Genomic DNA, 14,889 nt, shown 5'->3' with positions numbered 1-14,889 from the left:
TAACTTTATTGAACTATTTTAAATAATAATATATAATGTAATGAGTTATAAAAATTTGTATATAGGTGAGGGGAAAAATGAAAAGAACAGATTTACTTCAAAGGATATTGGAGTTCAAAAGAAATCTAACATTTACTTATTATAAGTTTCTTTCAACTCCGCATGAATACTATCCAGGTGAAAAAATGCATATGAGGGAAGTGCATGTTATAACAGAAATTGGTGAAAATGGATTGGATAATATTAGTGAACTAAGCGAGAGGCTGAATATAACTAAAGGTGCAGTTTCTCAGTATCTAAAAAAATTAGAGAAAAAAGGGTTCATAGAAAGGGTACAAGAAAGCGAAGATAAGAGACAGTATTCTGTTAGATTGACTGAAAAAGGTAAAGAGCTAAATAAAATCCATACTAAATACGATAAAGAACAGTATAGAAAAGCATATCCTTTCTTTAGTGAGTTTACAGAAGAGGAATTAGAGCTTATATGTAGATTCGAGGCTAAATTTGCTGAATTTGGCGAAGAAATGCTAAAATATGAAAAAGATGATAATTCTGATTGGGGAAAGAATTATATCTAAAATAGTAGTATTGAAAAAAGAATGGTGAAATTATTTAATAAAGGCAAGGCAATAACTTATAAGTATGACAATAAAATAATTTGTCATATAAAATTAGTTATTTGTTTTGCCTTTATTTTTTTGATTTACAATAGAAATAAAATGTAATATAATTGAATTTATATAGTTTAACGAAAATTGAGAAAATTTAAATTAAAAGTTAGACTAATTAATAGAATAAAAATACCAATTTAAACGAATAAAGTAGAAAAAACTAAAAACTAAACCGAAAATTATCTAAATAGGAGGAGATTTTTATGAAATTATGGGGAGGTCGTTTTAGAAAGTCTGAAAATAAGCTGATGGAAGAGTTTAATCAGTCTTTTGGATACGACAATGTTCTTTATAAAAAAGATATTGAAGGAAGTTTAGCACATGTATACATGCAGGTGAAATGCGGACTTTTAACAGAAGAAGAAGGAAAGGCTATAACTGATGGACTTGTTGGAATACTTGAGGATATAGAAAGTGGAAAGCTACCACTTGATGGAAACTACGAAGATATACATACGTTCACAGAAGCTAACCTTATAGAAAGAATTGGAGAAACAGGAAAGAAATTACACACTGCAAGAAGTAGAAATGACCAAGTAGCAGTAGATATGAGATTATATGCAAAAGAAAAAGGTGCTGAAATAGCAGATCTTACAGCTATGTTAAAAGATACAATAAAAGCAAAAGCTGATGAAAATCCATGCATAATGCCTGGATACACTCATTTACAGAGAGCACAGGTTGTAACATTTAAGCATCATTTAATGGCATACCACAGCATGTTCTCAAGAGATGAAAAAAGACTTAGAAATGCTCTTGAAATACTAGATGAATGTCCTTTAGGATGTGGTGCATTAGCTGGAACAACTCACGATATAAATAGAGAAATAACTTCAGAAAAATTAGGATTCAAAAAACCAGTAGACAACTTTATGGATGGTGTAAGTGATAGAGATTATTTACTTGAGCTTATGTCAGATTTCTCAATAATAATGATGCATCTAAGCAGATTAAGTGAAGAGCTAATACTTTGGAGCTCACAGGAATTTAAATTTGTTGAAATAGACGATTTATATTCAACAGGAAGCTCAATAATGCCTCAGAAGAAAAATCCAGACGGTGCAGAACTTATCAGAGGTAAAACAGGAAGAGTATACGGAAACTTATTCTCATTATTTACAGTAATGAAAGGAATTCCTCTAGCTTATAATAAAGACATGCAAGAAGATAAAGAAGGATTCTTTGACAGTGTAAGAACTCTTGAAATGTGTTTAGAAATAATGGCTAGAATGATAGAAACTCTAAAAGTTAGAGACGATAACATGAAAAAAGCTGTAAAAGGTGGATTTTTAAATGCTACAGAAGTTGCAGACTATCTAGTTAAAAAAGGAACTGCATTTAGAGATGCTCATGGAATCGTTGGAAATATAGTAATCTACTGTGAAGACCACGACAAAGCAATAGAAGAATTGACTTTAGAAGAATTAAGCCAGTTCTCAGATGTATTTGATGAAGAAATATACGACTTTATAGATTATGAAAATATACTAAACAAAGGAATTAAAAAGAATTTAAAATAAGAAAATATAAATTAATAAAAAATATAAAGTAATAAAATAAGGACTGTTGTAGATTATTGCAACAGTCCTTTAATATTTATTTTCTAGTTTTTCCTGTATCTTTTTTTACAGTTTGATTTTTATCCTTTGAGCTATTTGATTTTTTCTTTTTCTTCATCTGCGCTCTTTGTTTTCTTTTATATCTTCTATAGTATTTTCTAGCTAGTTTGTATACAAGGAAAAGAAGCAATGCAACAATAGCTACTTTTAAAATACTTAAAAGAACTCTAAAGAAAGTATTTTCAGTTAAAAATGCAAATTTGCTAGTTACATCATTTTTTGCAACTAAGTCTATAGTTTTAAATTTTTCTCCGTTTTTATATATATAAAATTCCCCAACCTTATCTCCTGAGCTTATTGGAAGAGAAGTATCCTGTAGGTCTGTTTTGAAAGTGAACTCATCTGTAACAGTCTGTCCCTCAGGAAGTACTACTGTATAACTTTCTTTAGGTTGATACATAAGTTTTTTCTGTTTAGAGAACCACTTTCTCTTAGAATCTACATAATCAGATTTATCCATTATAGTGAATGAATCATAGTTTTCAAACCCATAGTCTATAAGAGTTCTAGAATCTACATAAATTCCTTCATTAGTTGAATTAAATACTGCAGATATAATTCTTTGATTATCTTTAACTGCACTAGTTAAAAGACATTTTCCTGCAGCATTTGTAAATCCAGTTTTTATACCGTCTACAATATCATATTTTATATCAATTCTTTTACCTCTATACATTATCTTTTGATGAGAAGTAAGGAATTTATTAGAGTTTGTATAAACTCTTTCATGAGGATACTGCTTAGTAGGCTTGAATTTTACTGATTTAGTAGCTACAATTTCTCTAAATACTGAATCAGACATACATTTTCTAGCTATTAAAGCCATATCCTTTGCAGTTGTGTAGTGGTTTGTATCAGGTAGACCATTTGGATTGTTAAAATGAGTACCAGTACAACCTATTGCTTCTGCCTCTTTATTCATTAGGTCGGCAAACTCTGGAATAGATCCACTTACATGCTCAGCTAAAACATAAGCTACGTCATTACAAGAATGAACCATAAGGGCAGTAAGTAATTCCTTCACTGTAAAAGTTTCTCCTTTTTTTAGAAACATACTAGATGGCTCTATGTAAGGAAGGTCGCCTATAGTTATTTTTTCATTTAAGTCTGGAACATTTTTTATAACTAAATAAGCAGTCCATGCCTTTGTAGTAGAGGCTGGATAAATTTTTACATTTCCATTTTTCTGATAAAGAACTTTACCCGTTTCGTAATCCATTAAAACAGCACTTTTAGCCTCAAGATTTACTACCTTTTGCTCAGCAAATACATTTCCTATTGATGTAAAAACTGAGGCAAATACTAAAAGAAAGGCTATTAATACTGAAGATATTTTTTTCATTAAAAAACCTCCAATTAAATTCAAATATACTTTTTTAGTATAACATAGTTGTGTCAATAATAAAAATGAAAGGAGTGATAAAATGGAAAAAAATAAAAAAACATTTATCTTTGCAGCTATTGTTATTGGCTTATGTGCAATTGCTGGTGTGAAAATTTTTGAAAGTGAGGGAAATGCAAGATATGAGATTGCTCAAAGTGAGGATATTGAAAAAGAAGGCTCGGATTTAAAACAAGATAACAATTCTTCTCAGAGTAACAATAATTCAACTACGACAGAGGTAACTGTATATATAAGTGGAGCGGTTAAAACAGAAGGGGTTATAACTATGAGCTCTGAGGATAGATTATCTGATGCTATAAAGGTTATGGGAGGAATTGTAGAGGGTGCAGATATGAATGCGATTAATTTAGCAGAAAAATTGGTGGATGGAAAGCATTATATAATACCAAAACAAGGTGAACAAATTCCTAATGATGTAAATGCAGGTGGGGGAGCATCTGGCGCAACTACACAAACAGCAGGAGGTAGTGAACAGGGACAAGGTGGACTTGTGAATTTAAATACTGCTACAATTGAACAGCTAGACACACTTCCAGGAGTTGGAGAGGCTACTGCAAACAAAATAATAACCTATAGAGAAGAAAATGGTGGATTTAAAAGCATAGAGGATTTAAAGAATGTCAAAGGAATTGGAGATAAAAAATTTGAAGAGATTAAGGGGAATATATGTGTATAGTAAATAGAAGTATATGCGTATAGTATAGAAAAAAATATAAAAAAACTATTGTAAATATGGTATATGTCTATAGTTTTTTTATTCAAAGATGAAGAATTTATCTATTATACGAGATGAAAAAAATATTGTCAATAAAAGATATTTGTTAAAAATATAAGATAAAACAAAAATAAAATTAAAAAAATAAATTTATTAAAAAATTCAAAAAAGCTAGTTTGATTAAAAAAATCAAGCTAGCCTTTTATTTTGGGGAGAAAGCTTAATTAATTATATATAAAACGTAAAAAATATGTTAATATAAGAGTGCACAGTTATTTAAAAAAACGATAGATGTAAATAAAAAAACAATATATGTAAATAAAAATCAATAGATAATATACAAAAAAGTAAAAATTAGAGAAATAAAAATAAAAAACGAAAAATTTATAAACAGGGGGAATTTAAAATGGCAAAAGAATATAAAAGACTAACAGAAATGACATCAGCTGGAGGTTGAGCAGCTAAAATAGGGCCAGAGGTTCTGGCTGACGTATTATCTCAATTACCAAAAAATGACAACGAAAAAGTAGGAAACTTATTAGTAGGATTAGATACAGCAGACGATGCTGCAATATACAAATTAGATGATGAAAAAGCTTTAATACAGACATTAGACTTCTTCACTCCAATGGTAGACGATCCATATATATTTGGGCAGATAGCTGCGGCAAACTCTTTATCAGATATATACGCAATGGGTGGAGAACCAATAGTTGCTATGAATATAGTTTGTTTCCCATCTTGTCATGATATGCAGGTACTTGCAGAAATACTAAAAGGTGGATTTAGCAAGGTTAAAGAAAGTGGTGCGTTATTAGTTGGTGGACACACAGTAGACGATAAAGAACCAAAATACGGATTATCTGTATCAGGATTAGTTCATCCAGATAGAGTACAGGCTAACTCAACTGCTAGACCTGGAGATAAATTAATACTTACTAAACCAGTAGGAACAGGAATACTTTCAACAGCTATGAAAGAAGATTTAGTATCTCAGGAAGTAGTAGATAAAGTAATAGAAACAATGGTACATCTAAATAAATATGCGGCTATGAGTGTTAATAAATTTGAAGTACACTCAATAACAGATATAACAGGATTCGGATTATTAGGACATGCTATGGAAATGGCTAAAGCATCAGATGTAACAATAGAAATAGATTCAAAAAATGTACCTATATTAGAAGGTGCAATAGAAATGGCTCAGATGGGTATAGTTCCATCAGGAGCATACAACAACATGGGTTATATACAGGATGATGTAATGAAGGATGAAAGTGTACCAGAATGTATAGAAGACTGTTTATACGATCCTCAGACATCAGGAGGATTACTTGTTGCAGTTAGAGCTGATCAGGCAGAAGATATAGTAAAAGACATGCTTGCAAATGGTTCAATAGTTGCAGAAGTAATAGGTGAAGTTAAAGAAAAATATGAAAACGGAAAATACATACATGTGATATAATCAAATAAGGGAAAACAATATTTAAATATTAAAAAGAAAGAGTGGTCAGGTTGAATAAAAAAGAATTATTTAAAATGCTTCCTTCAGTAGATGAAGTATTATCACAGAAAGAAATTGAAGAATTAATAGAAAAATATCCAAGAAGTATAGTACTAGAATCTATAAGAGAAGTAATAGATAAAAATAGACAGACAATAGTCGCTATAAAAACAGAAGAGGAAGCTGAAAAATTCTCTCTTACTATAGAAAAAGTAATAGAAGAAACAGAAAGAAAAGCAAGAGATAATTACGCTCTTTCTTTAAAAAAGGTAATAAACGGAACAGGAACTGTTCTTCATACAAACTTAGGTAGATCTTTAATAAGCGAAAAAATTAAAGATGAAATATGGACTGCAGCTTCAAGATACTCAAACCTTGAATATGATTTAGAAAAAGGTGAAAGAGGATCAAGATATGTACATCTAACAGATATGATAAAAAGATTAACTGGAGCGGAAGATGTTTTAGTAGTAAACAATAATGCTGCAGCAGTTATGCTTGTTCTTAGCACAATGGCTAAAGGTGGAGAGGCTATAGTGTCAAGAGGAGAACTTGTTGAAGTTGGTGGTTCATTTAGAATACCAAGTGTTATGGCACTTAGTGGAGCAGACCTAGTTGAAATAGGTGCTACAAATAAAACACATTTAAAAGATTATGAAGATGCTATAACAGAAAACACAAGAGCACTTATGAAAATTCATACAAGTAACTACAGAATAATGGGATTCACAGAATCAATATCTGTAGCAGAACTTGTTGAATTAGGTAAAAAACATAACCTACCTGTAATAGAGGATTTAGGAAGTGGAGTATTTATAGATTTATCTAAATACGGATTAGAATATGAACCAACAGTACTAGATTCAATACACCGGGGTGCTGATATAGTAACATTTAGTGGAGATAAAATGCTTGGTGGAGCACAGGCAGGTATAATAGTAGGTAAAAAGAAATACATATCAGCTATGAAGAAAAATCAGCTAACAAGAGCACTAAGAGTCGATAAACTTACAATATGTGCACTTGAAGCAACACTTAGAATGTACTTAGATGAAGAAGAAGCTGTTAAAAACATACCTACATTAAATATGATAACAATGCCTATAGAAGAATTAGAAAGAAAATCTAATCTTTTATATGCAGAAATAGAAAAATTAAACCTAGATGCGGATGTTCATATAGAAGAATGTCTATCTCAGGTTGGTGGAGGATCTATGCCTCTTGAAACAATGAAATCTAGAGGAATAGCTATAACTCCAAACAATATGAACGTATCTACATTAGAAAGAAAACTAAGACTTAGCGATTCTCATATAATAGCTAGGGTTTACGATAATAAATACGTTCTTGACGTTAGAACTATATTCGAAGACGAGTTTGCAGATGTAGCTAATGAGCTTAAATTAGCATTTATGTAGTCTAAAATTTATTCAAAGAAATTATTTAACTGATTTGAGTAAAATTTTAGAAAGCGGATTCGAAATTAGGAGGAATTAAAATATGAAACACATTATAGTAGGGACTGCCGGACATATAGACCATGGTAAGACAACACTTATCAAGGCTTTAACTGGTAGAGAAACAGATACCCTTGATGAAGAGAAAAAAAGAGGTATTTCCATAAATCTAGGATTTACTTTCTTCGACTTACCTAGTGGAAAGAGAGTAGGTATAGTAGACGTTCCTGGGCATGAAAAATTTATAAAAAATATGTTAGCTGGAGCATCTGGACTAGATATGGTAATGCTTGTTGTTGCAGCTGATGAAGGTGTAATGCCTCAGACAGTAGAGCATATAGATATACTATCATTCCTAAATATAAAAAATGGTCTAATAGTATTAACTAAGAGTGATATGGTAGAACCAGAATTTAGAGAATTAGTTAAAGAAGATATAAAAGAAAGAATGAAAGGTACATTCCTTGAAGATGCTGAAATGCTAGAAGTAGATTCTGTATCTAAGAGAGGAATTCCAGAGCTTATTCAGAAATTAGATGATATGAGTGAGCAGATAGAAGAAAAGAACGAAAACTCACCAGCAAGACTTAATATAGATAGAGTATTTACAATAAAAGGTCATGGTACTGTTGTTACAGGTACTCTTCTTGAAGGTAAGATAAGCGTTGATGATGATTTAGTAGTATATCCAGAAAACCTAAAAGCTAAGATAAGAAGTATTCAGGTTCATGGTGAAGATGAAAATACTGCTTATGCTGGGCAGAGAACAGCTATAAATATTTCTAATGTTAAAAAAGATGAGATTGGAAGAGGAGATGTTCTTGCAGCTCCAGATTCACTTGAAGAGTCTATGATGCTAGATGTTAAGATGAATATAATCAAACATGTAGATAAGACTTTAAAACATTGGGATAGATTAAGATTGTACCATGGAACAAGAGAAATTCTTTGTAGAGCAGTTCCTCTTGATAAGGAAGAAATTGCTCCAGGAGAAAGTGGATTTGTTCAGTTAAGACTTGAAGAAAGTATAGTATCTAAAAAGGGAGATACTTTTGTTGTAAGAAGTTATTCACCAATGGCTACAATAGGTGGTGGTGTTATAATAGATGCTTCACCTAAAAAACATAAGAGATTTGATGAAGATGTAATAGAAACTTTAAAAGTTAAAGAAAAAGGTGAACTTCATGATATTCTTGAAGAATATTTAAAACACAACTCTAAGAATTATCCAACAGTTAAGGATATGATGAGTTATAGTGGTGCTCATGAAGAGGATATAAGAAAAGCTTTAGATAAATTATCTGAAGAAGGTAAGATATTTGTGATTGGAAGTATGTATATACATATTAATCACTACAAAAAATTATCTGAAAAGGTAAATGAACTTCTTGCAGATTACCATAAACACAATAGATTAAAACCAGGTATTTTAAAGGAAGAGTTAAAATCTAAGGTTGAAAGTAAATTCAAACCAAAGGAATTTGATATAGTTCTTGCTTCACTTGAAGGTGATGGACTTATTAAAATCGCTGGAAATATTGTTTCGCTTAAAGATTTCGAAGTTGTTTTCAATGAAAAACAGAAAGAAAATAGAAACAGAATGCAGAAAATGCTTAAGAAATGCGGATTTGAATCTGTTCCAACTATAGAGGAAATAACAGGAAAAGATGTTAGAGCTAAAGAGGTTCTAGATGCTATGATAGGAGATTCTGTTGCTATGCTTGGTGATGGATATATCATGGATATGGAAACTTATGATAAGGCTAAGAAGATGCTTGTTGATTATATTAATGAGCATGGAGAGATTACTCTTGGAGAGTATAGAGATTTAATAGGATCAAGTAGAAAGAACTGCATGATAATATTAGAAAGTTTTGATAGAAATAGAATAACAAAGAGAATCGAAAATAAAAGGGTTCTTATGTAGAAAAAGGCAAGAAGGTACACTTCGTTCCTGGCTTCGACGATTTCTTCGTCTAGCTCGAACTTTGTTCGAGGCTAAAGACGAAATCGTCTGCAGATAGTCACTGAAGTTGTACCTTTCTTGCCTTTTTGCATAGGGAAGCTTTTTAATTTTTGATTCTTTGTTGTTATTAGGGATGAGGGCGAGAAATGTTTTTTATTTAATGGAAGGTTTTAAATCTATGATGAGTTGACAGAATTTGGACTTGATAGAGAAACTGTGTATTATTATATTAGAGAAGGTGAATATCATGCTTTCCAATTTGCAAGATTCTATCAAGGTCAAGAGGATATGGAAGACTACATATATGTAAATTCTCCAGAACATATGTCGGGATTAAGTTGGGAACATGGATTTAGAAATACATTTGAGAAGTATAAAAATTATAAATAGATTATTAGTTGTATATGAATAATTTAAATAGTTAATTTTAATTATAAATAAATATGAGATAATAAAGGTACTGTCTGTTTGATGGTACCTTTTATTTTTAAGTAAGTAAGATAAAATATTTATCATTATATACATAAATAGATTTTATTTATAACTTTCAAAAAACATTTAAAAGAAAACAAAAAAATGTTTTCTTTCTATACCCCATTATGGTATATTTTTTTTGAACATCATATAATTACGAAATGTTAAAAAAATATTAAACTAATACTTAATAAGGTAGTAAAATTTTAATATAAAATTATAGATATTATTAATACATATAAAATATATAATTGATAGTATTATTTTCTGTTAAATGATGTTGCAATATTTTGAAAATACTAAAAAAGATGTGAAATTTATTATTTAAGAAAAATAACTTATGGAGGAAAATGCCAATGAAAGCAAATAAACATTTAGCTACAGTAATGGCTGCAACTATGGTTGCAGGAAGCGTAGTACCTGTAATGGCAGAAACAACTAACGAAGCATTAATAGGGAAAAATAGAATAGAAACAGCTGTAAAAATATCTAAAGATGGATGGAATTCAGCAGAAACAGTAATATTAGTAAATGATGGCGCTATAGCAGATGCATTAACTGCAACACCACTTGCATTTGCAAAAAATGCTCCAATATTATTAACTTCTAAAAATGGTTTAAGTAATCAGGTAAAAGCTGAAATAAAAAGATTAGGAGCTAAAAATGCAATACTAATAGGTGGAAACACAGTTCTTCCAGCTTCAATAGAAAAAGAATTAAAAGAATTAGGTTTAAAACCAGATAGAATAAAAGGTGAAACAAGAGAAGAAACTGCTTTAGCAATAGCTAAAAGATTAGATGCTATAAGCGATGTATCAGAAATAGCAGTAGTAAATGGAACAAAAGGTTTAGCAGATGCGGTTTCAGTAGCAGCAGCTGCAGCAGAAAGACATATGCCAATATTACTTGCAAATCCTAAAAAAGGATTATCAGCTTCTGAAAAATTCATAAAAGATGAAGCTATAAAAGCATCATACTTAATAGGTGGAACAACTGTATTACCAAACAAAATGGTATCAAGCCTACCAGGTAAAAAAAGATTAGAAGGATCAAACAGAAATGATACTAATGCTAAAGTTATAGAAACATTCTATAAAGGAAAAGAATTAAAGAATGTTTATGTAGCTAAAGATGGTAGAGGTGGAGATTCTCAGTTAATAGATGCATTAGCAGTTGGTGTACTTGCGGCTAAAAATGCTTCTCCAGTATTAATAGCTTCTAAAAACCTTAACGCAAAACAGGTAAATGTTATAAATACTAAAGAAGTAAGCAACATAGTTCAGGTTGGTGGAAAAGGTAACGAAGGTGCATTTAACCACTTAAAAGAAATAGAAGAAGAAGATGTTTATGAAGTAGAAACAGTAGAAGAATTAAAAGAAGCTTTAGCAAAAGCAAATGCTAACGATAAAATAGTATTAAAACCAAATGCAACAATAACAGAAGATATAATAATAAATACAGATAAAAATGTAGATATAAAAGTAGAAGGAACAGTTACAGGTAAAGTAGAAATAACTGCTCCAAACGGAAATGTTGCAAACAACTCAACTAGTAAACCAGAAACTAATAAACCAAGTGGTGGTGGTTCTACAGGTGGAACAGTTGTATCTCCAAGCGTATCAAGTGTAACTGCAACTATATCTGGAAATGATATAAATGTAGAGGCTATAGTTAGTAATGCGGGTAATAATAATGCTAAAATAGAAATAATAAAAGACGGAAAAGTTGTAACAGAAAAATCTGTAGATGTAGTAAATGGAAATATAAACTGCAAAATAGAAAATTTAGCTAAAGGTGAATATACTGTAAAAGTTACTGTTGGAGGTTCTTACAAGGTTTCAGAAAAAGTTTCAATAGCAACTGGATTACTTGAAGCAAAAGATGAAGCATCATTAAAAGATGCTATAAAAAATGCTGAAAAAGGAGATACAATATCAGTAGTTAAACCTATATATGTAGATGGGTTAGTAGAAGTAGATAAAAGTATAACTATAAATTTAAATAAAAATACGATAACACAAAATAATGCCACAACTAAGAACGGAGATATTGTAGTAATAAAAGGTTCTAATTTAAATGTATCTATAAAAAATGGAACTTTAAAAAATGAGGATGCAACACAAGATATGGGACATGTAGGGGTATTTATACCAGAGGGTTCTAATAATATAAATCTTAATTTATCAGATGTTACAATAAAAATGGCAGGTTTTGCAGAAGAAGATATTATACCTGATAAAACAGCTAATTTATTTGGTGTATACGCAAATGGAAATTGTACAGGAATATCATTTAATATAGATAGATGTAATATAAGTGGTGCGGCTGTAGGTGTATACTTCCCAGTAGGAAGTGAAAAAATATCAATTAAAGACTCTACAATAACAGGTGGAACAGCTGTAGGTATAAAAGGTGGAAATGGAGTAATATCAAATTCAAAACTAGTAGGAACTGGTCCATGTACAGATGAACGTATAAATAATTTAGTTCCAAATACAGATGGTATACATGAAGCAGGAGAGGCTTTATTAATAGAAGGAAACTATGCTAGAAATATGGATATAAAAGTAGAAAACTGTACATTAGAAAGTGGAAATGGATACGGTGTGCGTATGCAGTTCTTTAATGAGAAATATACAAAAAAACTAAGTATAAAAGGTGGAACTGTAAAAGGTAAGTTAGGTGCTATATTTAATAATCACTCTGCTAATACAAATAAAGATTATGCAAGTGATAGTGGAATATTCAAAAAATCATTAACAACAAGTGGAGTAACTTTTGAAGTTACAGATGAGAAAAGTTTAAATAATGCTGTATTGAATTCTAAAGAAGGAGATAAAGTAGTACTAAAAAATGACATAACACTTAAAGAAGCAATAAAACTTCCAAAAGGTAAAGTTGAAATTGATTTAGCAAATAATAACATTACATCAGAAGTAACAGATAAAAAGCTTTTTGAAGAAGTAAGTGATGGTAAAAAAGTAATTATAAAAAATGGAAATATTAATGTAGATTCAAATATAAAAACAAGTTCTCGTATATATGTAACAAAGGGAGGATATGTAAAATTAGAAAAAGTAAATCTTACAACAAATGGAAGTGGTTTCTATTTAGCTGGCAAAAATGCTACTGCAGATATAATAGATTCAACAATAAATTCAAAAGGATACTGTGTTTCAACTAATGCCAAAGATACAACAACACATGGAGTAATTTATAATATAACAAATTCAACACTTAATTCTAATACTGAAGATAGTGTAGGAACACCAGTACTAGTAAATGTTCCTTGTGAATTAAATATGACAGATTGTAAAGTAAATGGACTTTATCAAGGTGTTGTAGTAAGAGGTGGAAAGGCTAAGCTAGTAAGAACCGATATTGTAAATAACTCTATTATAACAAATAAAGATGATTATAAAGGTGAAGGAAATTGGGGAGAAGGTAACGGTGTTCCACGTGCAGCTTTAGTGGTAGGAAACAGACATACAGTTTCATATGCTTACCCAGCAAGTGTAGAATTAGAGGGATGTACTATTGAAGAGAAGTCAGAAAATCCAGCTATATACATGTGGGGTAATACTGAAACCAATAATGCTACTTTAAAATATGATTCTAAAACTACTATTAAAAAAGGTAAATTTATAAAAGGGAATGAATTCTGTAATATAGATGGTAAAGGTCTTACAGTAGAAAGTAAATAATCAAAAGGCTGCCCTCGTGGCAGCTTTTTCTATACATAAAAAGAGGGCTTAAAGCCCTCTTTTCTGTATGTGCGATGATATTATTTAATTAAAGTCATGTAAGCCAAAATTGGCAAACCGATAAAATATAATATAACCAAATTATATCCGATAAAAGCCAAAACGTAAAGGAAAAAATAAAAAAATCCTTCTAAAATCTAAAAAAACAAACCAACTAAAATAATTCATTCCAAAATAATAAAAAATTCTCTTTCCTTACTTCACAACCTTAAACTGATCATTTAAAATCTTAAACTCATCCTTGAATCCCTTAGTCAAATAAACCTTCTTATCCTTAGTAACGAAAACAGCCTCAACATTGTCTATACCCTCGATAAGCTTCTTACCATCCTCAAGTCCAAGAGCAAATGCAGATGTAGAAAGGGCATCGCAGTTTATAGATTTGTCAGAGATAATACTAACACTAAGAAGATTATTATCGAATGGATAACCATCTGCTGGATTTAGTATATGATGATACTTCTTGCCGTCTTTTTCAACAAATCTTTCATAAACACCAGAAGTTACGACAGATTTATTACTTACCTTAATACTTGCAAATGAATCATTTGCATTTTCAATAGGATTTTTTAGTCCTATATTAAAATCGCCAATAGTTTTGATATTTCCACCTAAGTTTATTATAGCTTTTTCAACATCACTAGCCTTTAAATATAGTGCAACTTGGTCTGCTGCAAATCCTTTAGCTATTGCACCCAAATCTATTTTCATACCTTTTTTCTTTAAGAAAACAGTAAACTCTTTATCAAAAGTTTCATTTTTACCGTCACCATCTTGGTCAGATTCTAACTTAATTTCCTTAACTTCTACATTTTTGTAGTCTATCAAAGGTAGGAGTGTATCTATTTCAGATTTTTCAGGGACTCTGGCATCCTCTTTTCCTATAGACCAAAGATCACTTACAGGCCCTATTGTTACATCAAAATTACCATCAGATAGTTTTGAGTAGTGTATAGCCTCTTTAACAACTTCATAAGTTTCTTCTGATACTTTAACAGGCTTTATTCCAGCATTTTTATTTATTTTAGAAACATCGCTTCCAGGAATTTCTGTACTCATAAGGTTGTCGACATTCTTTACAACATCGTCGCATCCTTTAAGAATTTCAGAGGCTTTATTTTGTTTCTTTCCGTATACTGTAACGGTGTTCACAGTTCCTAGATAATAGTTTGTCTGTGAGTAATTTTCGTCCATATTAGGTCTAAAGATAAAATATCCTGCTACCAATAATATTATTAGCACAACAATTTGTGGAGCTGATTTTCTCATTTTTAATTCTCCTTATTTAAATTTATAGTAGTTAATATCAAAGTA

Annotated in this window: 10 protein-coding genes; 8 read left to right on the top strand and 2 right to left on the bottom strand. The window is 30.5% G+C overall.

What is annotated here, in order from left to right:
• The first annotated feature begins 77 nt into the window (after positions 1-77).
• Together ACK2WO_RS11150 and argH are read left to right on the top strand one after the other, a co-directional pair.
• Entirely contained in the window at positions 78-578 is a 501-nt protein-coding gene (locus ACK2WO_RS11150) for a MarR family winged helix-turn-helix transcriptional regulator (RefSeq protein ID WP_414697895.1), read from the top strand.
• A 296-nt stretch (positions 579-874) separates the two neighbouring features.
• Positions 875-2,191, top strand: a complete 1,317-nt coding sequence (argH, locus tag ACK2WO_RS11145; protein ID WP_118548819.1) for an argininosuccinate lyase — start codon at positions 875-877, stop codon at positions 2,189-2,191.
• 76 nt (positions 2,192-2,267) lie between these two features.
• Here the strand turns inward: argH and ACK2WO_RS11140 are convergent, their stop codons facing one another.
• Entirely contained in the window at positions 2,268-3,632 is a 1,365-nt protein-coding gene (locus ACK2WO_RS11140; RefSeq protein ID WP_414697894.1) for a D-alanyl-D-alanine carboxypeptidase family protein, read from the bottom strand.
• 82 nt (positions 3,633-3,714) lie between these two features.
• On the opposite strand from ACK2WO_RS11140, the gene ACK2WO_RS11135 reads away from it, so the two are divergent.
• The 6 genes from ACK2WO_RS11135 (at position 3,715) to ACK2WO_RS11110 (ending at position 13,515) form a co-directional block, all read left to right on the top strand.
• Complete coding sequence (locus ACK2WO_RS11135) at positions 3,715-4,371, top strand: helix-hairpin-helix domain-containing protein (protein WP_414697893.1); 657 nt, start codon at positions 3,715-3,717, stop codon at positions 4,369-4,371.
• 445 nt (positions 4,372-4,816) lie between these two features.
• Positions 4,817-5,875, top strand: a complete 1,059-nt coding sequence (gene selD, locus ACK2WO_RS11130) for a selenide, water dikinase SelD (RefSeq protein ID WP_414697892.1) — start codon at positions 4,817-4,819, stop codon at positions 5,873-5,875.
• 74 nt (positions 5,876-5,949) lie between these two features.
• The gene (gene selA / locus ACK2WO_RS11125) at positions 5,950-7,332 is read left to right on the top strand and encodes an L-seryl-tRNA(Sec) selenium transferase (RefSeq protein ID WP_414698751.1); all 1,383 of its coding nucleotides are present in this window, start codon (positions 5,950-5,952) and stop codon (positions 7,330-7,332) included.
• 82 nt (positions 7,333-7,414) lie between these two features.
• Positions 7,415-9,298 (top strand): selenocysteine-specific translation elongation factor, encoded by a 1,884-nt coding sequence (gene selB, locus ACK2WO_RS11120; RefSeq protein WP_414697891.1) that lies wholly within the window; start codon positions 7,415-7,417, stop codon positions 9,296-9,298.
• A 225-nt stretch (positions 9,299-9,523) separates the two neighbouring features.
• Positions 9,524-9,727, top strand: coding sequence for a hypothetical protein (locus ACK2WO_RS11115; RefSeq protein ID WP_414697890.1), 204 nt, complete (start codon positions 9,524-9,526; stop codon positions 9,725-9,727).
• A 440-nt stretch (positions 9,728-10,167) separates the two neighbouring features.
• Positions 10,168-13,515 (top strand): cell wall-binding repeat-containing protein, encoded by a 3,348-nt coding sequence (locus tag ACK2WO_RS11110; protein ID WP_414697889.1) that lies wholly within the window; start codon positions 10,168-10,170, stop codon positions 13,513-13,515.
• Positions 13,516-13,770: 255 nt separating this feature from the next.
• On the opposite strand, the gene ACK2WO_RS11105 is transcribed toward ACK2WO_RS11110, so the two are convergent.
• Entirely contained in the window at positions 13,771-14,844 is a 1,074-nt protein-coding gene (locus tag ACK2WO_RS11105; RefSeq protein ID WP_414697888.1) for an FAD:protein FMN transferase, read from the bottom strand.
• Positions 14,845-14,889: the final 45 nt, after the last annotated feature.

Source organism: Peptacetobacter sp. AB845 (assembly GCF_047528295.1).
Taxonomy (GTDB): domain Bacteria; phylum Bacillota; class Clostridia; order Peptostreptococcales; family Peptostreptococcaceae; genus Peptacetobacter.
This window is presented reverse-complemented; position numbering and strand designations above follow the sequence as displayed.